This window comes from Erwinia sp. L03-1 (genome assembly GCF_058686115.1).
The window spans coordinates 3,127,190-3,151,525 of sequence record NZ_CM178762.1 but is presented as its reverse complement, the minus strand read 5'-3'; the positions used below and the strand labels follow the sequence as shown (position 1 = coordinate 3,151,525).

General features: G+C 55.6%; 21 protein-coding genes, 3 tRNA genes and 1 pseudogene. 23 read left to right on the top strand and 2 right to left on the bottom strand.

The genetic code is table 11. The features are described 5' to 3' along the window. Positions 1 to 19: 19 nt before the first annotated feature. A complete protein-coding gene (locus AC4PCC_RS14510) occupies positions 20 to 1,303 on the bottom strand; it encodes a citrate synthase (protein WP_067702383.1) in 1,284 nt (427 codons plus the stop codon). A gap of 636 nt (positions 1,304 to 1,939) precedes the next feature. Between AC4PCC_RS14510 and sdhC the strand changes: the two genes are divergently transcribed. From sdhC to AC4PCC_RS14400, 22 genes and pseudogenes are all read left to right on the top strand, one after another. Then, positions 1,940 to 2,329, top strand: a complete 390-nt coding sequence (gene sdhC / locus AC4PCC_RS14505) for a succinate dehydrogenase cytochrome b556 subunit (RefSeq protein WP_492124978.1) — start codon at positions 1,940 to 1,942, stop codon at positions 2,327 to 2,329. Next, the gene (gene sdhD, locus AC4PCC_RS14500) at positions 2,323 to 2,670 is read left to right on the top strand and encodes a succinate dehydrogenase membrane anchor subunit (protein WP_067702389.1); all 348 of its coding nucleotides are present in this window, start codon (positions 2,323 to 2,325) and stop codon (positions 2,668 to 2,670) included. The genes sdhC and sdhD overlap by 7 nt, the downstream gene beginning before the upstream one ends. After that, complete coding sequence (sdhA, locus tag AC4PCC_RS14495; RefSeq protein ID WP_067702392.1) at positions 2,670 to 4,436, top strand: succinate dehydrogenase flavoprotein subunit; 1,767 nt, start codon at positions 2,670 to 2,672, stop codon at positions 4,434 to 4,436. Before sdhD ends, sdhA begins: the two co-directional genes overlap by 1 nt. 17 nt (positions 4,437 to 4,453) lie before the next feature. Further along, positions 4,454 to 5,170, top strand: a complete 717-nt coding sequence (locus AC4PCC_RS14490) for a succinate dehydrogenase iron-sulfur subunit (RefSeq protein WP_067702395.1) — start codon at positions 4,454 to 4,456, stop codon at positions 5,168 to 5,170. 283 nt (positions 5,171 to 5,453) lie between these two features. Beyond that, positions 5,454 to 8,261, top strand: coding sequence for a 2-oxoglutarate dehydrogenase E1 component (sucA, locus tag AC4PCC_RS14485; protein ID WP_492124977.1), 2,808 nt, complete (start codon positions 5,454 to 5,456; stop codon positions 8,259 to 8,261). A gap of 14 nt (positions 8,262 to 8,275) precedes the next feature. Beyond that, entirely contained in the window at positions 8,276 to 9,496 is a 1,221-nt protein-coding gene (gene odhB / locus AC4PCC_RS14480; RefSeq protein WP_067702401.1) for a 2-oxoglutarate dehydrogenase complex dihydrolipoyllysine-residue succinyltransferase, read from the top strand. Positions 9,497 to 9,599: 103 nt separating this feature from the next. Then, positions 9,600 to 10,766 carry an ADP-forming succinate--CoA ligase subunit beta gene (gene sucC / locus AC4PCC_RS14475; RefSeq protein ID WP_067703655.1) on the top strand — a complete coding sequence of 389 codons (1,167 nt, stop codon included), beginning with the start codon at positions 9,600 to 9,602 and terminating at the stop codon, positions 10,764 to 10,766. Then, positions 10,766 to 11,638, top strand: coding sequence for a succinate--CoA ligase subunit alpha (sucD, locus tag AC4PCC_RS14470; RefSeq protein ID WP_067702404.1), 873 nt, complete (start codon positions 10,766 to 10,768; stop codon positions 11,636 to 11,638). Before sucC ends, sucD begins: the two co-directional genes overlap by 1 nt. A 688-nt stretch (positions 11,639 to 12,326) precedes the next feature. Beyond that, on the top strand, positions 12,327 to 13,895 hold the full coding sequence (gene cydA / locus AC4PCC_RS14465) for a cytochrome ubiquinol oxidase subunit I (RefSeq protein ID WP_492124976.1): 1,569 nt from the start codon (positions 12,327 to 12,329) through the stop codon (positions 13,893 to 13,895). A 15-nt stretch (positions 13,896 to 13,910) separates the two neighbouring features. Then, positions 13,911 to 15,050: a cytochrome d ubiquinol oxidase subunit II gene (gene cydB / locus AC4PCC_RS14460; RefSeq protein WP_492124975.1), complete on the top strand. Its 1,140-nt coding sequence runs from the start codon at positions 13,911 to 13,913 to the stop codon at positions 15,048 to 15,050. A gap of 15 nt (positions 15,051 to 15,065) precedes the next feature. Further along, on the top strand, positions 15,066 to 15,176 hold the full coding sequence (cydX, locus tag AC4PCC_RS14455; RefSeq protein WP_067702413.1) for a cytochrome bd-I oxidase subunit CydX: 111 nt from the start codon (positions 15,066 to 15,068) through the stop codon (positions 15,174 to 15,176). Next, positions 15,176 to 15,343 (top strand): annotated as a pseudogene (locus AC4PCC_RS14450) (cyd operon YbgE family protein); the annotation flags it as partial. The gene cydX and the pseudogene AC4PCC_RS14450, both read left to right, overlap by 1 nt. Before the next feature lie 340 nt (positions 15,344 to 15,683). Continuing rightward, positions 15,684 to 16,088, top strand: a complete 405-nt coding sequence (ybgC, locus tag AC4PCC_RS14445; protein ID WP_492124974.1) for a tol-pal system-associated acyl-CoA thioesterase — start codon at positions 15,684 to 15,686, stop codon at positions 16,086 to 16,088. Positions 16,089 to 16,093: 5 nt separating this feature from the next. Then, the gene (tolQ, locus tag AC4PCC_RS14440) at positions 16,094 to 16,771 is read left to right on the top strand and encodes a Tol-Pal system protein TolQ (protein ID WP_197473287.1); all 678 of its coding nucleotides are present in this window, start codon (positions 16,094 to 16,096) and stop codon (positions 16,769 to 16,771) included. Positions 16,772 to 16,784: 13 nt separating this feature from the next. Continuing rightward, on the top strand, positions 16,785 to 17,216 hold the full coding sequence (gene tolR / locus AC4PCC_RS14435) for a colicin uptake protein TolR (RefSeq protein WP_067702418.1): 432 nt from the start codon (positions 16,785 to 16,787) through the stop codon (positions 17,214 to 17,216). A 29-nt stretch (positions 17,217 to 17,245) separates the two neighbouring features. Continuing rightward, entirely contained in the window at positions 17,246 to 18,595 is a 1,350-nt protein-coding gene (tolA, locus tag AC4PCC_RS14430) for a cell envelope integrity protein TolA (RefSeq protein WP_492124973.1), read from the top strand. A 121-nt stretch (positions 18,596 to 18,716) separates the two neighbouring features. Beyond that, positions 18,717 to 20,009, top strand: coding sequence for a Tol-Pal system beta propeller repeat protein TolB (gene tolB, locus AC4PCC_RS14425; protein WP_492124972.1), 1,293 nt, complete (start codon positions 18,717 to 18,719; stop codon positions 20,007 to 20,009). 44 nt (positions 20,010 to 20,053) lie between these two features. Then, on the top strand, positions 20,054 to 20,581 hold the full coding sequence (gene pal, locus AC4PCC_RS14420; protein ID WP_067702424.1) for a peptidoglycan-associated lipoprotein Pal: 528 nt from the start codon (positions 20,054 to 20,056) through the stop codon (positions 20,579 to 20,581). A 9-nt stretch (positions 20,582 to 20,590) separates the two neighbouring features. Next, positions 20,591 to 21,418: a cell division protein CpoB gene (cpoB, locus tag AC4PCC_RS14415; protein ID WP_492124971.1), complete on the top strand. Its 828-nt coding sequence runs from the start codon at positions 20,591 to 20,593 to the stop codon at positions 21,416 to 21,418. 164 nt (positions 21,419 to 21,582) lie between these two features. Beyond that, positions 21,583 to 21,658 (top strand) — tRNA-Lys (locus tag AC4PCC_RS14410). A gap of 35 nt (positions 21,659 to 21,693) precedes the next feature. After that, positions 21,694 to 21,769, top strand: a tRNA-Lys gene (locus tag AC4PCC_RS14405). Positions 21,770 to 21,804: 35 nt separating this feature from the next. Beyond that, positions 21,805 to 21,880, top strand: a tRNA-Lys gene (locus AC4PCC_RS14400). A gap of 95 nt (positions 21,881 to 21,975) precedes the next feature. Here AC4PCC_RS14400 and AC4PCC_RS14395 read toward each other — a convergent pair. Next, on the bottom strand, positions 21,976 to 23,427 hold the full coding sequence (locus AC4PCC_RS14395; RefSeq protein ID WP_492124970.1) for an AlkA N-terminal domain-containing protein: 1,452 nt from the start codon (positions 23,425 to 23,427) through the stop codon (positions 21,976 to 21,978). 223 nt (positions 23,428 to 23,650) lie between these two features. Between AC4PCC_RS14395 and AC4PCC_RS14390 the strand changes: the two genes are divergently transcribed. Further along, a complete protein-coding gene (locus AC4PCC_RS14390) occupies positions 23,651 to 24,178 on the top strand; it encodes a methylated-DNA--[protein]-cysteine S-methyltransferase (protein WP_492127531.1) in 528 nt (175 codons plus the stop codon). Positions 24,179 to 24,336: the final 158 nt, after the last annotated feature.

The window sequence follows — 24,336 nt, the reverse complement described above, 5'->3', positions numbered from 1 at the left end:
CCCGCCCGCACGGAAAGTGTTACTCCGCGGTCTCTGATTTAAAATCGCGCTTATCGTAGCCGGTATAGAGCTGACGGGGACGGGCGATTTTAACGCCGTCATCGTGCATCTCTTTCCAGTGCGCGATCCAGCCCACGGTACGCGCCATAGCGAAAATCACCGTAAACATAGAGGACGGAATACCCATCGCCTTCAGGATAATACCGGAGTAGAAGTCGACGTTAGGATAGAGCTTACGCTCGATAAAGTACGGGTCGTTTAGGGCGATATGCTCCAGCTCCATGGCGACTTCCAGCAGGTCATCCTTCATGCCCAGTTCGTTCAGCACTTCATGGCAGGTTTCACGCATCACGGTAGCGCGTGGATCGTAGTTCTTGTATACGCGGTGACCAAAGCCCATCAGGCGGAAAGAATCATTTTTGTCTTTCGCACGCTTCAGGAACTCAGGAATATGCTCGACGTTGCTGATCTCCTCCAGCATCCGCAGGCAGGCTTCGTTTGCCCCGCCGTGTGCAGGTCCCCAAAGAGACGCAATACCGGCAGCGATACAGGCAAACGGATTGGCGCCGGATGAGCCTGCGGTACGGACGGTAGAGGTAGAGGCGTTCTGCTCATGGTCTGCATGCAGAATCAGGATGCGGTCCATGGCGCGTTCAAGGATGGGGTTAACCACATACTCTTCACAGGGCGTCGAGAACATCATGTTCAGGAAGTTACCGGCATAGGAGAGGTCGTTGCGTGGATAAACGAAAGGCTGACCAATCGAATACTTGTAACACATCGCCGCCACGGTAGGCATTTTAGAGAGCAGGCGGAATGCCGCGATTTCACGGTGGCGTTCAATGTTAACGTCCATGGCATCGTGATAGAACGCGGCCAGCGCGCCCGTCACCCCACACATGACCGCCATCGGATGAGAGTCACGACGGAAACCCCGGAACAGGTGATGGATCTGCTCATGAATCATGGTGTGGCGGGTAACGATAGTGCGGAATTCTTCAAACTGGGTTTTGGTCGGCGCTTCGCCGTTCAGCAGGATGTAGCACACTTCCAGATAGTTGGAGTGCAGGGCCAGCTGATCAATAGGGAAACCACGATGCAGCAGAATACCTTCGTCACCATCAATATAGGTGATTTTCGACTCACAGGACGCAGTAGAGGTAAAACCCGGATCGAAGGTGAAGTATCCCTGTGAACCCAGGCTACGGACATCAATTTCTTCCTGGCCTAACGTACCTTTCAGCACATCAAGTTCAATAGGAGCTTCGCCTGGTAGGGTTAGCGTTGCTTTTTTATCAGCCATTTACAGTCTCCTTAGCGCCTTATCGGTGAACCTTTGACAACGGAAATGCCGCTGTATCCGCGGTTGATACTGGTGCGCAGGTAATCGACTCTGTGGCATCTTTTATCGTGCAGGGTACAGAGCGATGGGCGCGTGCAGGTCGGCGGGTACAATCTGTCTGCGTTTCGCGGTTGTTAAAGATCCGTTCTGGTAATAACTTGTCGGTGATTATTATCGGGTTCTTTAAGTATAGTTGAAGCCAATGTTACATAACTTGTTATGAGGGGGAAGTGTATCCCCTTAACTTTTGTGCATCATATAAATTTCGATCGCTAGTTTGTAACAGGAATGTTGAACTTTTGTCAAATCAGATAATTAAATTTGTATAAATTGTGAAAAATGTGATGATGATCACTGTTCCACCTAAATGTGACAAGGATGTATGTAGGGGAATTGTAATGAGTTTGTGAACCCCCTATACTTCGGCCAGGTCTCCGGAAAACCCTGCTGTAGGAGCCACCCAGCGTTTTATACGCGTCGTTTTGACACTGGACGTTGAAGTTCTGGACGTTGAAGTTTTAGTGCCTGGCGCAGTGCTTGATTAAACGCTGTCTGACCCGCCCTCAGGACCGGAGGAAGCAAAATAAGAAAGGCTGTGTGGGCAAAACCGTGAAAAAACAAAGACCTGTCAACTTGGATCTCTCCACGATCCGGTTTCCCGTTACTGCAATAGCGTCTATTCTCCACCGCGTATCTGGCGTCATAACCTTTGTGGCCGTTGGAATTCTGCTTTGGTTACTGGGCCTGTCACTCTCCTCTCCCGAGGGCTTCCTGCAAGCCTCAGCCGTTATGGGCAGCTTTTTCGTCAAATTCATCGTTTGGGGCATTCTGACCGCACTGGCGTATCACATCGCCGGCGGCATTCGCCACATGCTGATGGACTTTGGCTATCTGGCTGAAACAATGGAGACGGGTAAGCGCTCTGCGCACATTACATTTGTTATTACTGTCGTGCTTTCAATTCTGGCTGGAGTCCTCGTATGGTAAGCAACGCTTCTGCACTGGGTCGTAACGGCGTTCATGACTGGCTGCTGCTTCGCGCCGCTGCCATGATTATCACCCTGTATGTTCTGTATGTTCTCGGCTTTATCGTTATGTCTGGCACGCTGACCTATGAGATCTGGCGGGGCTTTTTCGCCTCTCCGTTAACCAAGGTCTTCACCCTTTTAACGCTGTTCTCCATTCTGGTGCATGGCTGGATCGGGATGTGGCAGGTATTAACAGATTACGTCAAGGCCGTGGCTACACGCCTGATACTGCAACTGATTGTGGTCGTTGCGCTGTTAGTGTATGCAATTTATGGAACCGTTGTTGTGTGGGGTGCGTAATGAAGTTGCCAGTAAGAGAATTTGATGCCGTGGTTGTCGGCGCAGGTGGTGCGGGCATGCGTGCGGCGCTACAGATTTCACAATCAGGACAGAGCTGTGCTCTGTTATCCAAAGTTTTCCCTACCCGTTCCCATACCGTCTCTGCGCAGGGTGGCATCACCGTTGCCCTGGGCAATACCCATGAAGATGACTGGGAATGGCATATGTATGACACGGTAAAAGGTTCCGACTATATCGGTGACCAGGACGCCATCGAATACATGTGTAAAACCGGCCCGGAAGCGATTCTGGAGCTTGAGCATATGGGGCTGCCTTTTTCCCGTCTTGATGACGGTCGCATTTATCAGCGCCCCTTCGGTGGACAGTCGAAAAACTTCGGCGGCGAGCAGGCTGCACGTACTGCCGCTGCGGCTGACCGTACCGGTCATGCCCTGCTGCACACGCTTTATCAGCAGAACCTGAAAAACAAAACCACCATCTTCTCCGAATGGTACGCGCTGGATTTGGTGAAAAATGCCGACGGTGCGATTGTCGGCTGTACCGCGCTCAATATTGAAGACGGTGAAGTGGTCTACTTCAAAGCGCGGGCGACGGTGCTGGCTACCGGTGGCGCAGGACGCATCTATCAGTCCACCACCAATGCGCACATCAACACCGGCGACGGCGTGGGTATGGCGCTGCGCGCGGGCGTACCGGTGCAGGATATGGAAATGTGGCAGTTCCACCCGACCGGTATTGCCGGGGCGGGCGTGCTGGTGACCGAAGGGTGCCGCGGCGAAGGCGGTTACCTGCTGAATAAGCACGGCGAACGCTTTATGGAGCGCTACGCCCCTAATGCGAAAGACCTTGCAGGACGCGATGTGGTTGCCCGCTCAATGATGATTGAAATTCGTGAAGGGCGCGGCTGTGAAGGTCCGTGGGGACCGCATATCAAGCTCAAGCTGGACCATCTGGGCAGCGAAGTGCTGGAAGCCCGTCTTCCTGGCATCCTTGAGCTGTCGCGCACCTTCGCACACGTTGATCCGGTAAAAGAGCCGATCCCGGTCATCCCGACCTGTCACTACATGATGGGCGGCATTCCGACCAAAGTGACCGGTCAGGCGATTACGGTTAACGAACAGGGCGAAGACGTGGTGGTGCCGGGGCTGTTTGCCGTGGGTGAAATTGCCTGCGTCTCCGTGCACGGCTCTAACCGCCTCGGCGGTAACTCACTGCTGGACCTGGTGGTATTTGGCCGCGCTGCGGGCCTGCATTTGCAGGAATCCATTCAGGAACAGGGTGAACTGCTGGAAGCGACCGATGAAGAGATCGACGCCTCGCTGGCACGCATGAACCGCTGGAACAACAATACCACCGGGGAAGATCCCGCCGAGCTGCGTAAAGCATTGCAGACCTGTATGCAAAACAACTTCTCCGTTTTCCGCGAAGGCGAGGCGATGGCGAAAGGGCTGGCTGAGCTCAAACTGCTGCGTGAACGCCTGAAAAATGCCCGTCTGGATGACCGTTCCGCCGACTTTAATACCCAGCGTATAGAGTGCCTTGAGCTGGATAACCTGATGGAAACGGCCTACGCCACTGCGGTTGCGGCTAACTTCCGTACCGAAAGCCGGGGCGCACACAGCCGCTTCGATTATCCTGAACGTGACGATGCAAACTGGCTGTGCCACAGCGTGTATCTGCCGCAGAGCGAAAGCATGACTCGCCGTGAGGTGAACATGGCGCCGAAGCTGCGCGCGGCGTTCCCGCCAAAAGCACGTACTTACTAGGTTGCGGAGATAAAACGATGAGACTCGAATTTTCTATTTATCGTTATAACCCGGACGTCGATGACGCGCCGCGTATGCAGGATTACAGCCTGGAATCGGATGAAGGGCGCGACATGATGCTGCTGGATGCGCTGATCCGCCTGAAAGAGAAAGATCCGACGCTGGCGTTTCGTCGCTCCTGCCGCGAAGGGGTATGTGGCTCCGACGGCATCAATATGAACGGTAAAAATGGCCTGGCCTGCATTACACCGGTTTCGGCGCTGGGCGGCGGTAAGAAAAAGATTGTTATTCGCCCGCTGCCGGGGTTACCGGTAATCCGGGATTTGGTGGTGGACATGGGCCAGTTCTATACTCAGTATGAGAAGATCAAGCCTTACCTGTTGAATAACGGGGAGAAACCACCGGCGCGTGAGCATTTGCAGGCACCGGAACAGCGTGAAAAACTGGATGGTCTGTACGAGTGTATTCTCTGCGCCTGCTGTTCCACTTCCTGCCCGTCATTCTGGTGGAATCCGGAGAAATTCATCGGCCCGGCAGGCCTGCTGGCCGCCTACCGTTTCCTGATTGACAGCCGCGATACGGAAACCGATGCGCGTCTGGATAATCTGAATGACGCATTCAGCGTTTTCCGCTGTCACAGCATTATGAACTGTGTGAGCGTGTGTCCGAAAGGGTTGAACCCGACGCGCGCCATCGGCCATATTAAGTCGATGCTGTTGCAGCGCAGTGCCTGATTAGCCGTAAACCGGGGACCGAAAGGTTCCCGGATCGCAGGTATCAGGTGGCCCTGATGAAAGGTTTCGACAACGCGTAACAGAAACTTTTCACCAGGGTTCCCTTACGGGCCCGGGCGCCAGCAGTTGCGCACAGCGCTCGTATCGATGAACTTTCAGGCCGCGTCCCGCAGCACGTTGCGGAACACGACCGAGGGCAAGCCGCCTGTGCGGCGTGGGAACTGTAAAGCTCCCCTTTAAATAAATCACGGCGAAAGAAAGCACAAATGCTTAAGGGATCACAATGCAGAACAGCGCGATGAAACCCTGGCTAGACTCATCCTGGCTGGCCGGCGCGAACCAGACCTACATAGAGCAGCTCTATGAGGACTACCTGACCGATCCTGACTCTGTTGATGTTGCCTGGAAATCGCTGTTTGAACAGCTTCCAGGTCAGGGAGTCAGACCTGAACAATTCCATTCGACCACCCGCGAGTACTTCAAGCGCCTGGCGAAAGATGCCACCCGCTACACCGCTTCCGTTAGCGATCCCGATACCAATGCCAAACAGGTGAAGGTTCTTCAGCTGATAAACGCCTTCCGTTTCCGCGGCCATCAGCTGGCTAACCTCGATCCGTTGGGCCTGTGGCAGCAGGAATCGGTGCCCGATCTCGATCCGGCCTTCCACGATCTGACCGAAGCGGATTTCCAGGAAACCTTCAACGTGGGGTCCTTTGCCTTTGGCAGGGACACGATGAAGCTGGGCGACCTGTTCGCGATGCTGAAGCAGACCTACTGCGGTTCGATTGGTGCGGAATATATGCACATCACCAACACCGAAGAGAAGCGCTGGATCCAGCAGCGTATCGAATCGGTGGCGGGCCAGGCTTCCTTCTCAACCGATGAGAAAAAGGGCTTTCTGAAACAGCTCACCGCTGCGGAAGGTCTGGAACGCTACCTCGGGGCTAAATTCCCCGGCGCGAAGCGCTTCTCGCTGGAAGGGGGCGACGCGCTGGTACCGATGCTGAACGAAATGATCCGTCACGCCGGTAAAAGCGGCACCCGTGAAGTGGTGTTGGGGATGGCTCACCGTGGCCGCCTGAACGTACTGATCAACGTGCTGGGTAAAAAGCCGCAGGATCTCTTCGATGAGTTCTCCGGCAAGCACAAAGAGCATCTCGGCACCGGCGACGTGAAGTACCACATGGGCTTCTCGTCCGATGTTGAAACCGAAGGCGGCATGGTTCATCTGGCGCTGGCGTTCAACCCGTCGCACCTGGAGATTGTCAGCCCGGTAGTAATGGGATCGGTACGCGCGCGTCTGGACAGGCTGGACCAGCCGGGCAGCAATCAGGTATTACCGATTACTATTCACGGCGATGCCGCGGTAACCGGTCAGGGCGTGGTTCAGGAAACGCTGAACATGTCTCAGGCGCGCGGCTACGAGGTGGGCGGCACGGTACGCATCGTGATCAATAACCAGATTGGCTTTACCACCTCCAATCCGAAAGATGCCCGTTCGACGCAGTACTGTACCGATATCGGTAAAATGGTGCTGGCACCGATTTTCCACGTCAACGCTGACGATCCCGAAGCGGTAGCATTTGTTACCCGCCTGGCGCTGGACTTCCGCAACACCTTCAAGCGCGATGTGTTTATCGATCTGGTCTGCTATCGTCGTCACGGCCATAACGAGGCCGACGAGCCAAGCGCCACGCAGCCGGTGATGTATCAGAAGATCAAAAAGCATCCTACGCCGCGTAAGATCTATGCCGACCGCCTGCAGGAAGAGAAGGTTGCCAGCCTGGAAGATGCGACGGAAATGGTAAATCTCTACCGCGATGCGCTGGATGCGGGCGAGTGCGTGGTGCCAGAATGGCGCCCAATGAGTCTGCACTCTTTCACCTGGTCACCGTATCTGAATCATGACTGGGATGAGAGCTACCCGGAAAGCCTGGACTTTCAGCGCCTGCAGGATCTGGCGAAGCGCATCAGCACGGTGCCGGAGTCGATCGAAATGCAGTCGCGCGTGGCGAAGATCTACAACGATCGCGCTGACATGGCAGCCGGTAAGAAGCCGTTTGACTGGGGCGCAGCGGAAAATCTCGCCTATGCCACACTGGTCGATGAGGGCATACCCTGCCGTCTCTCCGGGGAGGATATGGGGCGCGGCACCTTCTTCCATCGTCATGCGGTGATCCACAACCAGGCGAATGGGTCCACCTGGACTCCGCTCCAGCACGTTCATAACGGGCAGGGCACCTTCCGGGTATGGGATTCTGTCCTGTCGGAAGAAGCCGTGCTGGCCTTTGAATATGGCTATGCGACGGCTGAGCCGCGCACCCTGACCATTTGGGAAGCGCAGTTCGGCGACTTCGCCAACGGTGCGCAGGTGGTGATCGATCAGTTTATCAGCTCCGGTGAGCAGAAGTGGGGCCGCATGTGTGGGCTGGTGATGCTGCTGCCGCACGGCTATGAAGGGCAGGGGCCGGAGCACTCCTCCGCCCGCCTGGAACGCTATCTGCAACTCTGCGCCGAGCAGAACATGCAGGTTTGCGTACCCTCCACCCCGGCGCAGGTCTACCACATGCTGCGCCGTCAGGCGCTGCGCGGGATGCGTCGTCCGCTGGTGGTCATGTCGCCGAAATCCCTGCTGCGCCATCCGCTGGCGGTCTCTTCTCTTGAAGAGCTGGCGAACGGCGGCTTCCAGCCTGCGATTGGCGAAGTCGACGACCTCGATCCGCAGGGCGTGAAGCGCGTGGTGCTGTGTGCCGGTAAGGTTTATTACGATCTGCTGGAAAAACGCCGTAAGAACGAGCAGACCGATGTCGCTATCGTGCGTATTGAGCAGCTCTACCCCTTCCCGCACAAAGTGGTACAGGAAGTGCTTAAGCACTATAAGCACGTCACTGATTTTGTCTGGTGTCAGGAAGAGCCGCAGAACCAGGGCGCCTGGTACAGCAGTCAGCATCATTTCCGCGAAGCCGTACCCGCTCAGGCTTCATTACGTTATGCCGGCCGTCCAGCTTCGGCCTCGCCGGCAGTAGGTTATATGTCCGTTCACCAGCAGCAGCAGCAAGATCTGGTTAATGATGCGCTGAACGTTAATTAATTAAAGGAAAAATAATGAGTAGCGTAGATATTGTCGTTCCCGACCTGCCTGAATCCGTTGCCGATGCCACCGTGGCGACCTGGCACAAAAAACCGGGCGATGCCGTGCAGCGCGATGAAGTCCTGGTAGAGATCGAAACCGATAAAGTGGTGCTGGAAGTTCCGGCCTCCGCAGACGGCATACTGGAAGCCATTCTGGAAGATGAGGGCGCAACGGTGACCTCACGCCAGCCTCTGGGCCGTCTGAAAGAGGGTAACAGCGGTGGAAAAGAGAGTTCAGCGAAGTCTGAAGCCGCAGCCTCTACGCCTGCGCAGCGCCAGAGCGCGTCCCTGAGTGACGAGAGCAATGACGCACTCAGCCCGGCCATTCGCCGTCTGATCGCCGAACACGGCCTCGACCCGGCTGCCATCAGCGGCACCGGCGTGGGTGGCAGACTGACGCGTGAAGATGTCGAAAAACATCTGGCGAAAAAACCTGCTGCGGCTCCGTCGGAAGCGAAAGCGCCGGAAGGAGCAGCAGCACCCGCGCTGGCCGGACGCAGTGAAAAGCGTGTGCCAATGACCCGCCTGCGCAAGCGCGTAGCGGAGCGTCTGCTGGAAGCGAAAAACAGCACCGCCATGCTGACCACCTTTAACGAAGTCAACATGCAGCCGATCATGAGCCTGCGCAAGCAGTACGGCGAGTCGTTTGAAAAACGTCACGGCGTACGCCTGGGCTTTATGTCTTTCTACCTGAAAGCGGTAGTGGAGGCGCTGAAGCGCTTCCCGGAAGTGAATGCCTCAATCGACGGCGAAGACGTGGTGTACCACAACTACTTCGACGTCAGCATTGCCGTATCCACCCCGCGCGGGCTGGTGACGCCGGTGCTGAAAGATGTGGATGCGCTGGGTATGGCCGACATTGAGAAGAAAATCAAAGAGCTGGCGATCAAAGGCCGCGACGGCAAGCTGACCGTTGACGAACTGACCGGCGGTAACTTCACCATTACCAACGGCGGCGTCTTTGGTTCCCTGATGTCAACGCCGATCATCAACCCACCGCAGAGCGCCATCCTGGGAATGCATGCCATCAAGGATCGCCCAATGGCGGTCAATGGTCAGGTGGTTATCCAGCCGATGATGTATCTGGCGCTCTCCTACGATCACCGCCTGATCGACGGTAAAGAGTCGGTCAGCTATCTGGTCGCCATTAAAGAGCTGCTGGAAGATCCCACTCGTCTGCTGCTGGACGTCTGAACCCTGTCGGGCGCGGTGAATGCCGCGCCCACCCTATGAGAGCCAATACTCTGGCACGCTGCCGGATGCGGCTGAGTTTATCCCGACTAAATGGATTAACATCATGAACTTACACGAATATCAGGCAAAACAGCTGTTTGCACGGTATGGTTTACCGGCACCCACCGGTTATGCCTGCACCACACCACGTGAAGCAGAAGAAGCCGCCTCCAAGATTGGCGCCGGTCCGTGGGTAGTGAAATGTCAGGTTCATGCCGGAGGCCGCGGTAAAGCGGGCGGTGTGAAAGTGGTGAAAAGCAAAGAAGAGATCCGCGCCTTTGCCGAGCACTGGCTGGGCAAACGCCTGACCACCTATCAGACCGATGCTCAGGGTCAGCCGGTTAACCAGATCCTGGTGGAAGCAGCGACCGATATCGACCAGGAGCTGTATCTGGGCGCGGTCGTGGACCGTGGCACCCGTCGCGTGGTGTTTATGGCCTCTACCGAGGGCGGCGTGGAAATTGAGAAAGTCGCAGAGGAAACCCCGCACCTGATCCACAAAATGGCGCTCGATCCGCTGACCGGTCCGCAGCCGTATCAGGGCCGTGAGCTGGCGTTTAAGCTTGGTCTGACCGGCAAGCAGGTAGGGCAGTTCACCAAAATTTTCATGGGTCTGGCAAATCTGTTCCTGGAGCGCGATCTGGCGCTGGTTGAGATTAACCCGCTGGTTATCACCAAAGAGGGCGATCTGATCTGCCTGGATGGCAAGCTGGGTGCCGACGGCAATGCGCTGTTCCGCCAGCCGGATCTGCGCGAAATGCGCGACCCGAGCCAGGAAGATGCCCGTGAAGCGCAGGCTGCGCAGTGGGAACTTAACTACGTGGCGCTGGAAGGGAATATCGGCTGCATGGTCAACGGTGCCGGTCTGGCGATGGGTACCATGGACATCGTGAAGCTCAGCGGCGGCCAGCCTGCTAACTTCCTCGACGTGGGCGGCGGTGCGACGAAAGAACGCGTTACCGAAGCGTTTAAAATCATCCTCTCCGACGACGCGGTCAAAGCGGTTTTCGTTAATATCTTCGGCGGTATTGTTCGCTGCGATCTGATCGCAGACGGCATTATTGGCGCCGTTGAGGAAGTGGGCGTTAACGTACCGGTCGTGGTGCGTCTGGAAGGAAACAATGCCGAACTGGGTGCCAAAAAACTGGCAGACAGCGGCCTGAATATCATTGCAGCAACCAGCCTGAGCGACGCGGCGCAGCGCGTTGTGGCCGCAGCGGAGGGTAAATAATGTCCATTCTGATCGATAAAAACACCAAAGTAATCTGCCAGGGCTTCACCGGTGGCCAGGGGACGTTCCACTCTGAACAGGCGCTGGCCTATGGTACGCAGCTGGTAGGGGGCGTAACGCCGGGCAAAGGCGGCACTGAACATCTGGGCCTGCCGGTCTTCAATACCGTGCGCGAAGCCGTAGAAGCGACCGGTGCGACCGCATCCGTTATCTATGTTCCGGCTCCTTTCTGTAAAGACGGTATCCTGGAAGCCATAGAAGCGGGGATTAAGCTGATCATCACCATTACCGAAGGTATCCCTACGCTGGATATGCTGACGGTGAAAGTGAAGCTGGACGAAGCGGGCGTGCGCATGATTGGCCCTAACTGTCCGGGCGTTATTACCCCCGGCGAATGCAAAATCGGCATCATGCCGGGCCATATTCATAAGCCAGGACGTATCGGTATCGTTTCCCGCTCGGGTACGCTGACCTATGAAGCCGTTAAGCAGACCACGGATATCGGCTATGGCCAGTCAACCTGCGTCGGTATCGGTGGCGATCCGATCCCCGGCTCTAACTTTATTGATATTCTGACCCTGTTCCAGGACGATCCGCAGACCGAAGCGATTGTGATGATCGGCGAGATCGGCGGCAGCGCTGAAGAAGAGGCAGCCGCCTTTATCAAGGCAAACGTCACCAAGCCGGTGGTGGGGTATATTGCCGGTGTGACCGCGCCAAAAGGCAAACGTATGGGCCATGCGGGCGCGATCATTGCCGGTGGCAAGGGCACTGCGGATGAGAAATTTGCCGCGCTGGAAGCCGCAGGGGTGAAAACCGTGCGCAGCCTGGCCGACATCGGCGAAGCGGTGAAAGCCGTTCTGCCTCGCTAACCCGACGTATTGCATTACTGTGCCGCCGTCCTGAGCTAAGCCAGCGCAGGGGAGGTTAAACGGGCAGCACCCCCGGCCTGAGTTCGCCACATCGGTGGATTCAGGCCTTTTATATGGCGGGCTGGGCCGTATCCTGTTCAGCATAATCCTGGTCCTCCGTGCTTCAGCCTCTATTATTCAGTTACCTCGCTTCCCTCTCGCCTGCCGCTTCGGTTAAATAATCCAGGTGATTATTGTTTTATTATTTCTAGTACCGGCCAGAAAAATACAATAAATTAACAATAAAACCTCGCTAGCATATAAATCAACGTGCACACTTTGATTAATATCAAGAAAGTACAATCTATTTAAATTGTTAGTTCTGGATTAGATGCAGCCTTTTGGATTAAATTGCGTTACATCAAAATGCACCTGTCGGGTGCCTATTTTGAAGAATGATCTTCACGCTGAAATTTATAATTCTTAATAATTAAGTTTTATTTATCATTAAAGGTGGCCGCTTTCACTTTTTGCCACGGATATCCCTTTAAGCGCGGGTATTTCTAATAAAGCGCGCTGAAAAGAGATTAATTATCTTTATTTTACTCACCCGTGGGATCTTTTTTAGTTACTGGCATTGGCCCACCGCCCCGCCTGGCAGGGCGCATCTCAAGGGCCAACACCCTCGAACGAGGAGCAAGGAGTCAAGATGTTTGATATTGTCGAACTGTCGCGCTTACAGTTTGCTCTGACCGCTATGTATCACTTTCTGTTTGTGCCCTTAACGCTGGGAATGGCGTTTTTGCTGGCGATAATGGAAACGGTTTACGTGCTGTCAGGTAAGCAAATCTACAAAGATATGACTAAATTCTGGGGCAAGTTATTTGGTATTAACTTTGCCCTGGGCGTGGCTACCGGACTGACCATGGAGTTTCAGTTCGGGACCAACTGGTCTTATTATTCACACTACGTCGGGGATATATTCGGCGCACCGCTGGCGATTGAAGGTCTGATGGCTTTCTTTCTGGAATCGACCTTTGTCGGGCTGTTTTTCTTCGGCTGGGACCGACTGGGAAAAGTCCAGCATATGGCGGTGACCTGGCTGGTGGCATTAGGCTCAAACCTTTCTGCGCTGTGGATCCTGGTCGCGAATGGCTGGATGCAGAACCCCGTCGCCTCTGACTTCAACTTTGAAACGATGCGCATGGAGATGGTCAGCTTCTCAGAGCTTATCTTCAATCCGGTCGCTCAGGTGAAATTCGTCCATACCGTGGCAGCGGGCTACACCTGCGGCGCGATGTTTATTCTGGGTATCAGCGCCTTTTACCTGCTGCGCGGCCGCGACGTGGCCTTCGCTAAACGCTCCTTTGCGATTGCGGCAAGCTTCGGCATGGCGGCAATACTGTCGGTTATCGTGCTCGGGGACGAGTCAGGTTATGAAATCGGCGACGTGCAGAAGACGAAGCTGGCCGCGATTGAAGCCGAATGGGAAACCCAGCCTGCGCCGGCTCCTTTTACGCTGTTTGGTATACCCGATCAGCAGGCACAGGAAAATAAATACGCTATTCAGATCCCCTGGGCGCTGGGGCTGATTGCTACCCGCTCACTTGATAAGCAGGTGACCGGGCTGAAAGAGCTGATGGGGCAGCATGAGGTGCGCATCCGTAACGGGATGAAAGCTTATCAGCTGCTGGCCGAGCTGCGATCCGGCAACGATGACGCTCAGGTACGCACCGCCTTCAACGCGGTGAAAAAAGATCTGGGCTACGGCCTGCTGCTGAAACGCTATACGCCAAACGTCAGCGATGCCACTGAAGCGCAGATTGCCCAGGCGACCAAAGACTCCATTCCTCAGGTCGCGCCACTTTACTTCTCATTCCGCATCATGGTCGCCAGCGGCATCCTGATGCTACTGATTATCGGCGCTGCGTTCTGGGCGGTAGTCCGTAACCGCATTGGCAAAAGTACCTTCCTGCTTAAGTGCGCGCTTTACGGCATTCCTCTGCCGTGGATCGCCATCGAGTCCGGCTGGTTTGTCGCGGAATATGGCCGTCAGCCCTGGGCCATCGGCGAGGTGCTGCCGACGGCGGTGGCGAACTCCTCACTGACGGTTGGCGATCTGCTGTTCTCGATGATTCTCATCTGCGGGCTTTACACGATGTTCCTGGTGGTTGAAATGTATCTGATGTTCAGGTTTGCCCGACTGGGCCCAGGCAGCCTGAAAACGGGTCGCTATCACTGCGAACAGTCTCCCCTTACCACACCGGCAGCACGCTAAGACAGGAGTCTTCTGATGATCACTTATGAACTGCTGCGATTTGTCTGGTGGGCGCTGATCGGCGTACTGCTGATTGGCTTCGCCGTGGCGGACGGATTTGATATGGGCGTGGGCATGCTCTCACGCATTCTCGGGCGGACTGATACCGATCGACGCATTATGATCAACAGTATCGCCCCGCACTGGGACGGCAATCAGGTGTGGCTGATCACCGCCGGGGGAGCGCTGTTTGCCGCCTGGCCAATGGTCTATGCCGCGGCCTTTTCCGGCTTCTATGTGGCGATGATCCTGGTGCTGGCCTCGCTGTTCTTTCGCCCGGTGGGTTTTGACTACCGTTCGAAGATTGAAGACCCACGCTGGCGTCGTACCTGGGACTGGGGCATTTTTATCGGTAGCTTCGTGCCGCCGCTGGTGATTGGCGTCGCCTTCGGCAACCTGTTGCAGGGCGTGCCTTTTCATACCGATGAATACCTGCGTCTGTTCTATACCGGCAACTTCTTCCAGCTGCTGAATCCGTTTGCGCTGCTGGCGGGTATCGTCAGCGTCAGCATGATCCTGACGCAGGGCGCCACCTATTTACAGATGCGCACCACCGGCGAACTGCACACCCGTGCTCGCGGGGCCGCGCAGATTTCAGCATTGGTGATGATGGTGTGCTTTGTGCTGGCGGGCGTGTGGGTGATGAAGGGCATAGAGGGTTACGTGCTGAGCTCTGTACTGGATCACAATGCGCCATCGAATCCGCTGGCTAAGGTGGTGACGCGTGAAGCGGGTGCCTGGCTGGTGAATTTCAACCATGCCCCAATACTCTGGGCTATCCCGGCGCTGGGCGTGGTACTGCCGCTGCTGACGGTGCTCTGTTCGCGGCTGGAGAAGGGCGCCTGGGCGTTTTTCTTCTCTTCCCTGACGCTGGCCTGCGTGATCCTGACGGCGGGGGTGGCGATGTTCCCGTTCATTATGCCATCCAGCACGGTTCCGAATATCAGCCTGACAATGTGGGACGCGACCTCGAGCCTGCTGACGCTGAAAATTATGACCGTGGCCGCCATTATCTTTGTGCCGATTATTCTGGCGTACACAACCTGGTGTTATTACAAAATGTTCGGTCGCATCACGCGTGAGCAGATTGAAAATAACACCCATTCACTCTACTGATCGAGGAGCTGCACAATGTGGTATTTTGCCTGGATACTTGGCACGCTGCTGGCCTGCGCCTTTGGCATCATTACGGCGCTGGCGATAGAGCATATCGAAGAGAGCGAAGTGAAAAACGAACGCTGATGACAACGGGAATTTTTCGTGCGCTTAAGGTGATGGACAGCAGCCCAATACGGGCGCTGTCCCTGCTGATGGCACTGCTACTGGCGGGCTGTATCTTTTGGGAGCCCGCCCGCTTTGCGGCTAACAGCGGTGAGCTGGCGGTCTGGCAGGGGCTGATATTCTTTTTTAAGTGAGCGTGTCGGGCGGCTTTACGTCGCCCTTATCCCGGCTGCGTCAGGTTAGGTTTACCCCTCTCTATCTGCTTCAGGCACTGTCATGTTCTGTCTGAAAAGTCTGTCAAAAACAATCAAGTTGTTTCCAAACGATAATTATTTTCTCTCCCCTCTGGCAACCCATTCCCAAGGGCATATCTCTTGCGTATAGTACGGCAAGCGTTACGTTAATTTTAAGCCGTTACGCGGGGAGTTATTGCCTCAGCCGTCTCTACGCTAACGCCAGAGATAGCAACAACGCTACGTCCCCTGGGGATGCAGCCTGACTTTTTAAAAGCCATACCGGGATATAGAAGTGAGTACAACGCTGTTTCGATGGCCGGTGCGTGTTTACTACGAAGACACGGACGCCGGTGGTGTGGTTTACCATGCCAGCTATGTCGCTTTTTATGAACGGGCACGAACTGAAATGCTGCGCCAGCGCCATTTCAATCAGCAGACGCTGCTGGAACAGCAGGTTGCGTTTGTCGTGCGTCGCCTGACGGTTGACTATCTTGCCGCTGCGCGCCTTGACGATCTTCTCGAGGTGCAGTCGGAGGTAGTAAGGATGACCAGAACGACGATGACTTTCGCACAACGAATTGTGAATGCAGAGGGGCAGACGCTGAACGAAGCGGAAGTCCTTATCGCCTGTATTAATCCACACCTAATGAAGCCAATTGCGCTTCCCAAGTCTATTGTCGCGGAGTTCAAGCAGTGACTGACATGAACATTCTTGATTTGTTCCTGAAGGCGAGCCTTCTGGTCAAACTTATCATGTTGATTTTGATTGGGTTTTCTATCGCCTCCTGGGCAATCATTATTCAGCGTACCCGCATTCTGAATGCGGCAGGGCGTGATGCGGACGCATTCGAAGATAAATTCTGGTCGGGAATCGAACTCTCGCGCCTTTATCAGGAGAGTCAGGCGCGTCGCGACGAGCTGGGGGGATCTGAACAAATTTTCTATGCGGGCTTCAAAGAGTTTGCCCGCCTGCATCGCGCCAATAACCATGCGCCTGAATCGGTGGTGGAAGGGGCGACGCGCGCCATGCGCATTTCAATGAACCGCGAGCTGGAAGCGCTGGAAAACAATATTCCATTCCTCGGCACCGTGGGGTCGATCAGCCCCTATATCGGGCTGTTTGGTACGGTCTGGGGGATTATGCATGCCTTTATCGCCCTGGGCGCGGTTAAACAGGCCACGCTACAGATGGTGGCACCGGGCATCGCAGAAGCGCTGATTGCCACGGCGATCGGTCTGTTTGCGGCGATCCCGGCGGTCATGGCGTATAACCGCCTGAATCAGCGCGTGAACCGGCTGGAACAGAATTACGATAACTTTATGGAAGAGTTCACGGCCATTCTGCATCGTCAGGCGTTCTCCAGCGACGTCAGCAAGTAACAGCGGAGGCTCTATGGCCAGAAAGCGTGGTCGCAGCGGTCGCCGCGACATGAAGTCCGAAATCAACATCGTGCCTCTACTGGACGTGCTGCTGGTGCTGCTGCTGATCTTTATGGCAACGGCTCCCATCATTACCCAGAGCGTGGAAGTTGACCTGCCGGACGCAACGGATTCAAAAACCGTTTCCAGCGATGATAATCCACCGGTGATCGTGGAAGTGGCGGGAGTAGGGCAGTACAGCCTGGTGGTCGATCACGACCGCATGGAGCAGCTCCCTCCTGAACAGGTCATTGCTGAAGCGCAGCGTCGTATCCAGGCGAATCCGAAGACGGTTTTCCTGATTGGCGGTGCGAAGACCGTGCCCTATGACGAGATCATCAAGGCGCTTAACCTGCTGCATCAGGCAGGCGTTAAGTCTGTTGGCTTGATGACGCAGCCGATTTAATTCATTCGAACCGTTTTTGGGAACCGAGAGTGTCGAAGGCAACCGAGCAAAACGATAAGTTAAAACGAGCGATTATTATTTCAGTTATTCTGCATATCTTTTTGATTGCACTGCTGATCTGGAGCTCTTTTGACGAACATATCGAAGCCAGCGGCGGCGGCGGCGGTAGTGATATTGATGCAGTAATGGTTGATCCTGGCGCGGTGGTTGAACAGTACAATCGTCAGCAGAATCAACAGAGCGACAGCAAGCGTGCCGAGCAGCAGCGTCAGAAGCAGGCAAAACAGCAGGCGGAAGAGCTACAGCAGAAGCAGGCGGCGGAACAGCAGCAGCTAAAGCAGATGGAAAAAGAGCGTTTGCAGGCGCAGCAGGAAGCGAAGCAGCAGGCGGCCGAGCAGGCAGCAGAACAGAAGCAGGCGCAGGAAGCGGCAAAGCAGGCCGGGGAGCAGCAGAAGCAGGCTGAGGCTGCTGCGTCCCAGGCTAAGGCTGACGCAAAGGCGCAGGCGGATGAGCAGGCTAAGGCGGCGGCAGACGCGCAGGTAAAGGCCAAAGCTGACGCGCAGGCTAAAGCTCAGGCTGACGCAAAGGCGAAAGCTGACGCGCAGGCTAAAGCGGCGGCTGATGCGCACAAGAAAGCGGAGGCTGAAGCCAAAAAAGCAGCCACCGAGGCTAAAAAGCAGGCAGAAGCCGAGGCCAAAGAGGCTGCGGCTGAAGCCGCTAAGGTGAAGGCTGCGCAGGAGGCAAAAGCCAAAGCCGCCGCCGATGCGAAAGCGAAGGCCGCCGAAGAGGCCAAAGCGGCGCAGGAAGCCAAACAACAGGCTGCGGAAGAGGCGAAAGCGAAAGCAGAGGCTAAGGCGGAAGCGAAAGCGAAAGCCGAGGCTCAGGCAGAAGCGAAAGCCAAAGCAGAGGCAAAAGCGGAAGCGAAAGCCGCCGCTGCTGCCAAAGCAAAAGCCGCGGCCGATGCGAAGAAAAAAGCAGCAGCTGAAGCCGCGAAAGACAGCAGTGATGTTGACGATCTGCTGGGCGGACTCAGTTCTGGCAAGAATGCGCCAAAGCAGGGTAAATCCGGTGGCGCGGCGGGGCAGGGTAACCAGAAAAAATCCGGCGCTTCCGGCGCGGCCATTGACAGCTATCTTGGCCAGGTGCAGGGCGCAATTCAGAGTAAGTTCTATGATTCAGATACGTTCAAGGGCAGAACCTGCGACGTTCGCATCAAACTTGCACCTGATGGTTTGTTAATTTCGGCCGTGCAGTCGGGGGGCGATCCGGCGCTGTGCCAGGCGGCAATCAATGCAGCCAGAATGGCGCGGATACCGAAGCCGCCAAGCGCGGATGTTTATCAGGCGGTGAAAGACGCAACGCTGATATTCAAGCCATAATAAACCGGTATGTTCCGGCAGGGGGAACCAAAACTCCCGTGCCGGACTCTACATATGCATTCACGGTTCTTTGAAACACTGCTAATTATCGTGGACAACGCGTTCAGGTAAGGGAGAAAAGATGAAGCAGGCATTTCGTGTAGCACTGAGTTTTTTACTGCTGTTTGTCGCGGTCGCGCATGCAGAAGTTCGTATTGAAATCACCCAGGGGGTGAACACCGCGCGTCCAATTGGCGTCGTGCCTTTCAAATGGGACGGTCCGGGTGCCGCACCTGAAGATATCGGCGGCATCGTGGCGGCAGACTTACGCAACAGCGGGAAATTTAATCCGCTGGATCGCGCCCGTCTGCCACAGCAGCCGACGACGGCGGCGGAAGTCCAGCCTGCGGCGTGGACCGCACTGGGCATTGATGCCGTGGTAGTGGGTAAGGTACAGCCGGGAGCTGACGGCAGCTATCTGGTCTCTTATCAGCTGGTGGATACCTCAGGGAATCCCGGTGCTATTCTGGCGCAAAACCAGTATAAGGTCACCAAACAGTGGCTGCGTTACGCCGCGCACACCGCCAGTGACGAATCATTCGAAAAGCTGACCGGCATTAAGGGTGCATTCCGTACGCGTATCGCCTATGTCGTACAGACTAACGGCGGTCAGTTCCCGTACGAACTGCGCGTCTCCGACTATGACGGCTATAACCAGTTTGTCGTTCATCGTTCACCGCAGCCGCTGATGTCTCCGGCCTGGTCAAAAGATGGCAGCAAACTGGCCTATGTGACCTTTGAAAGCGGTAAATCAGCGCTGGTCATTCAGACGCTGGCAAACGGTGCTATCCGTCAGGTGGCCTCATTCCCACGCCATAACGGCGCACCGGCCTTCTCACCGGATGGTACTAAGCTGGCTTTCACCCTGTCGAAGACCGGCAGCATGAACCTGTACGTGATGGATCTGGGTTCCGGTCAGATCCGCCAGATAACGGACGGTCGCTATAACAATACCGAACCTACCTGGTTCCCGGACAGCCAGACGCTGGCCTATACCTCCGATCAGGCAGGTCGTCCACAAATTTATAAAATCAGTGTTAACGGTGGCGCAGCCCAGCGTCTGACCTGGGAAGGTTCTCAGAATCAGAATGCCGACATCAGCACTGACGGTAAATCACTGGTGATGGTTAGCACCAACGGTGGTGCGCAGCACATCGCCAGGCAGGATCTGGAAACGGGAGCCGTGCAACAATTAACGGACACGTTCCTGGATGAAACGCCAAGCCTCTCACCAAACGGCACGATGGTAATCTACAGCTCTACACAGGGTATGGGTTCCGTACTGCAGCTGGTTTCGACTGATGGGCGTTTCAAAGCGCGTCTTCCGGCAACCGATGGACAGGTAAAATCACCTGCCTGGTCGCCGTATCTGTGATGCATGTGTAAATATGTATGGCAAACAATAATAGGATTGTAGAAATGCAACTGAATAAAGTGCTGAAAGGCTTAATGCTGGCACTGCCAGTAATCGCAGTGGCTGCTTGTAGCTCACACAAAAACAACAACAACGACCAGACCAGCGGTATGGGCGATGGTGCAAATAGCGGCATGAACAGCGGCATGAACGGCGGCGGCAACATGTCTTCTGACGAGCAGGCTCGCCTGCAGATGCAGGAACTGCAGAAAAACAACATCGTTTACTTCGGTCTGGACAAGTATGACATCCAGTCTGACTTCGCTCAGATGCTGGACGCGCATGCGACTTTCCTGCGTAACAACCCATCATACAAAGTGACCGTAGAAGGTCATGCGGATGAGCGCGGAACGCCAGAGTACAACATCGCCCTGGGCGAACGTCGTGCGACTGCGGTTAAAATGTACCTGCAGGGCAAAGGCGTTTCTGCCGATCAGATCTCTATCGTCTCCTACGGTAAAGAGAAGCCAGCGGTGCTGGGTCATGACGAAGCGGCTTATGCCAAAAACCGTCGTGCCGTACTGGTCTACTAAGAGAATCACATGATTAGTAACTTCAGACTTCACCTGTTGGGTCTGTCGTTACTGGTTGGCGTAGCGGCTCCCTGGGCCGCTAATGCCCAGGCGTCAATCAGTAACGTTGGCTCAGGCTCGGTCGATGACCGCGTCACTACCCTTGAGCGTATCTCGAATGCTCAGGGACAACTTCTCCAGCAGCTTCAGCAGCAGCTCTCCGATACCCAGCGCGATATCGATTCCCTCCGTGGACAGATTCAGGAAAATCAGTATCAGTTGAATCAGGTCACCGAGCGTCAAAAAAACCTTTATCAGCAGATTGATACGCTAAGCAGCAGCGCTGGCAGCGCTAATGCCTCTGCTGGTGCTAATACAGGTTCTGATGCTCAGGCTCAGCCGACCGTATCGGGTGAGGATGCCGCAGCAGCCTCAGACGGCACGCACGCGAACGGCGGCGCGGCTGCGGCTGGCGTGCAAAGCGGAGATGCCAATACCGATTACAATGCGGCGGTCGCCCTTGTTCTGGAGAAAAAACAGAACGACCAGGCGATTACTGCTTTTCAGGCATTTGTAAAAAAATACCCGGATTCAACCTACCAGCCAAATGCGAACTACTGGCTGGGGCAGTTGAATTACAACAAAGGTAAAAAAGACGACGCGGCCTATTATTTTGCCACCGTGGTCAAGAAATACCCTAAGTCACCGAAAAGTCCTGACGCACTCTACAAGGTTGGCGTGATCATGCAGGAGAAGGGCGACACGGAAAAAGCGAAAGCCGTCTGGCAGCAGGTGGTCAAACTTTATCCGAACAGTGACGCGGCAAAAAATGCGCAAAAACGGGCTGGCGCGCAGTAAGTGTCACGCTTTGACCTGTTATCGCGTGATTTCTGGTCCATACGCGCGAAAGGTAGTCAGTTGAACGGGTTAGTTTAAAATAGTGGTTGCGCTGAATCGGTAAATCAGTAATATATGCCGCCGTTGCCGGGACATATGTTAAAACGTTCTGACAGCACGAAAGTGGGTCGTTAGCTCAGTTGGTAGAGCAGTTGACTTTTAATCAATTGGTCGCAGGTTCGAATCCTGCACGACCCACCACTATCAGATAGTAACAGGCAGTACACCGCTTCAGCGGGTCGTTAGCTCAGTTGGTAGAGCAGTTGACTTTTAATCAATTGGTCGCAGGTTCGAATCCTGCACGACCCACCACTATCAGGTAGTAACAGGCAGTACACCGCTTCAGCGGGTCGTTAGCTCAGTTGGTAGAGCAGTTGACTTTTAATCAATTGGTCGCAGGTTCGAATCCTGCACGACCCACCAATGTCAAAAGGCGCCCTAAAGGCGCCTTTTTGCTTTTCTGCATTCGTGCAGGGTGCGAAGCTACAGCAGGTCGGGTCTGATAACGAAGCGCACGCTCAGGGCGCCAGATTTTTCCAGATATGCATAACGGCATAGCCGCGCCATGGACGCCAGACTTCCGCAAGCGCCTCCGCCTCTCTGGCGGTGACGCCGCCCAGATTCTTCCTCACGACCACATCCTCTTTGACAAAGGCATCCGGCCAGTGCAGCGCGCGCATGGCGATATAGTGTGCGGTCCAGGGGCCAATACCCGGCAGGGCAGTCAGTGCGGCAATAGCCTGCTCCGGATGCGCTATGGCATCAAACGTCAGCGCCCCGCTGTCACAGGCCTGGGCAGCGGCGATAAGCGTCCGTGCGCGTGCGCTGATAATGCCCAGGCGGGCAACCTCATCCAGGCTGGCCTGCGCCACGTCTGCCGCCCGCGGCGTCAAATGCGTAAGCGTCGGCAGCGGGGTGGCGAACGGCTCGCCAAAGGCTGCGGCGAAGCGCCCACCGAGCGTGGTAGCGGCCTTAACCGTAATCTGCTGGCCCAGAATGGCCCTGACCAGCGTTTCAAAACCATCAAACGCGCCGGGAAGCCTGAGCCCCGGGTTTTTTTGCAGGCTTTCCCGCAGCAGCGGGGATTGCTCAAGGTGGGTGGTGATGCGATCGGGATGAGCGTCCAGATCGAATAAATGTCTCAGCCGCCGGAGCAGTACGGGCAGGACCGGTATCAGGGAGTGGGTAAACTCCACGCGCAAACTGTTCTTATGCGGCTGATGTGACAGGCGCACCCAGCCCGTATATTGCCCCAGACGCACCGTACGGGCATAACTCTCGTGATCCACGGTCTCTATGCCTTTTAGGGCGCGAAGGCGCAGGAAGTCAAGCAGGGACGCCCAGTCATAGGGTGGGCGATAGCTCAGCAGCAGCGTTGAGGTTTCCCCCTGGACTGCGGATCCGGTTTCGCGAACGGTTTTACGCAGGCGCCCAGGGGGCATCCGGTACTGCCTGCTGAATACCTCGTTAAACCGCCGCAGGCTGGCGAAGCCGCTGGCATAGGCAATTTCGGTGATCGACAGTGCCGTTTCGGTCAGCAGCTGCTTTGCCAGCAGCAGACGCCGGGTTTGCCGCAGCTCAACGAAAGAGACGCCGAGTTCTTTATGCATGATGCGTCGTAGCTGCCGGGAGCTAAGCGCAAAGCGGGCGGCAATCTGCTCTAATCCTTCTGCCGCATCGATCTGGCCGTCTTCAATACGCTGGATAAGCAGATTAGCAATTCGCTGGCCGTTATCGATCGGCGCATTACCCGGTGCCAGCTCAGGCCGACAGCGCAGGCAGGGGCGAAAGGCGGCTTTTTCTGCAGCTTCGGCGCTGTCAAAAAACAGGCAGTTCTGCTGATGGGGCGGTTTGACCGGGCAGACAGGCCGACAATAAATTCCTGTCGAGGTGACGCCAACATAAAACACGCCGTCAAAGCGGACGTCGCGTGAGGTCAGGGCACGCCAGGCTACGGTACGATCGATCATTCTGCTGCCTTATTGCATCGGGTGGAGGGGAAGAGCATGCAGGTTTTCTGCTGTCCGGTGGGCATCGCCTGACACCGAAGATAGCAATGAATCATTTTCATAACTGGCGGTTTTCGGACGGCTAACCGGTTTATTCCCCTGTCCGAAAACGGCTGGCAGACCCTGCTGGATTAAGCATAATAAGCGTTATTGTTTCTACAAGGCGTGACGCAGGGTGAGTATGATGAATTATTTCTTTAAAAGGATATCTTCGCCGGTGGGCGAGCTGACGGCGATTGCCAGCGACAGAGGACTGGCGGCGGTGCTGTGGGAGAATGAAAACCCTGAGCGTGTCCGTCCGATGTCGCCGCAGGAGGATCCAGCGCATCCGGTGCTGCTGGAGACGGCGCGTCAGCTTAACGCGTATTTTTCCGGCGAGCTTACCCGTTTTAGCCTGCCTCTCGATTTTGTCGGCACCGATTTTCAGAAAAAGGTGTGGCAGGCGCTACTGGAAATCCCCTTTGGTGAAACCCGCAGCTATGCGCAGATTGCCCGCCAAATCGGCCACCCTGCGGCGGTGCGCGCAGTGGGCGCGGCCAATGGAAAAAACCCGATTTCAATCATTGCCGCCTGTCACCGTGTGATCGGTTCCAATGGCAAACTGACGGGTTTTGCTGGCGGGCTTGAGGTCAAGGCGCTGCTGCTACGACTTGAAGCTACCCACTATGGTGATTCAGGCAGCCTGCTGAACCCTGCCCATACCGGCGAATAGCTTATTGCGAGCGGGAAGCAGTCCATCACCGGCGAATAATGCATTGCGAGCCGGAAGCAGCCCACATCGGCAAACAATGCATTGCGAGCGGGAAACTGCCCACAGCCGCGAATATTTCACCGAGAGACGGAGCCGGCCCCTCTCGCCACAGATGAAAA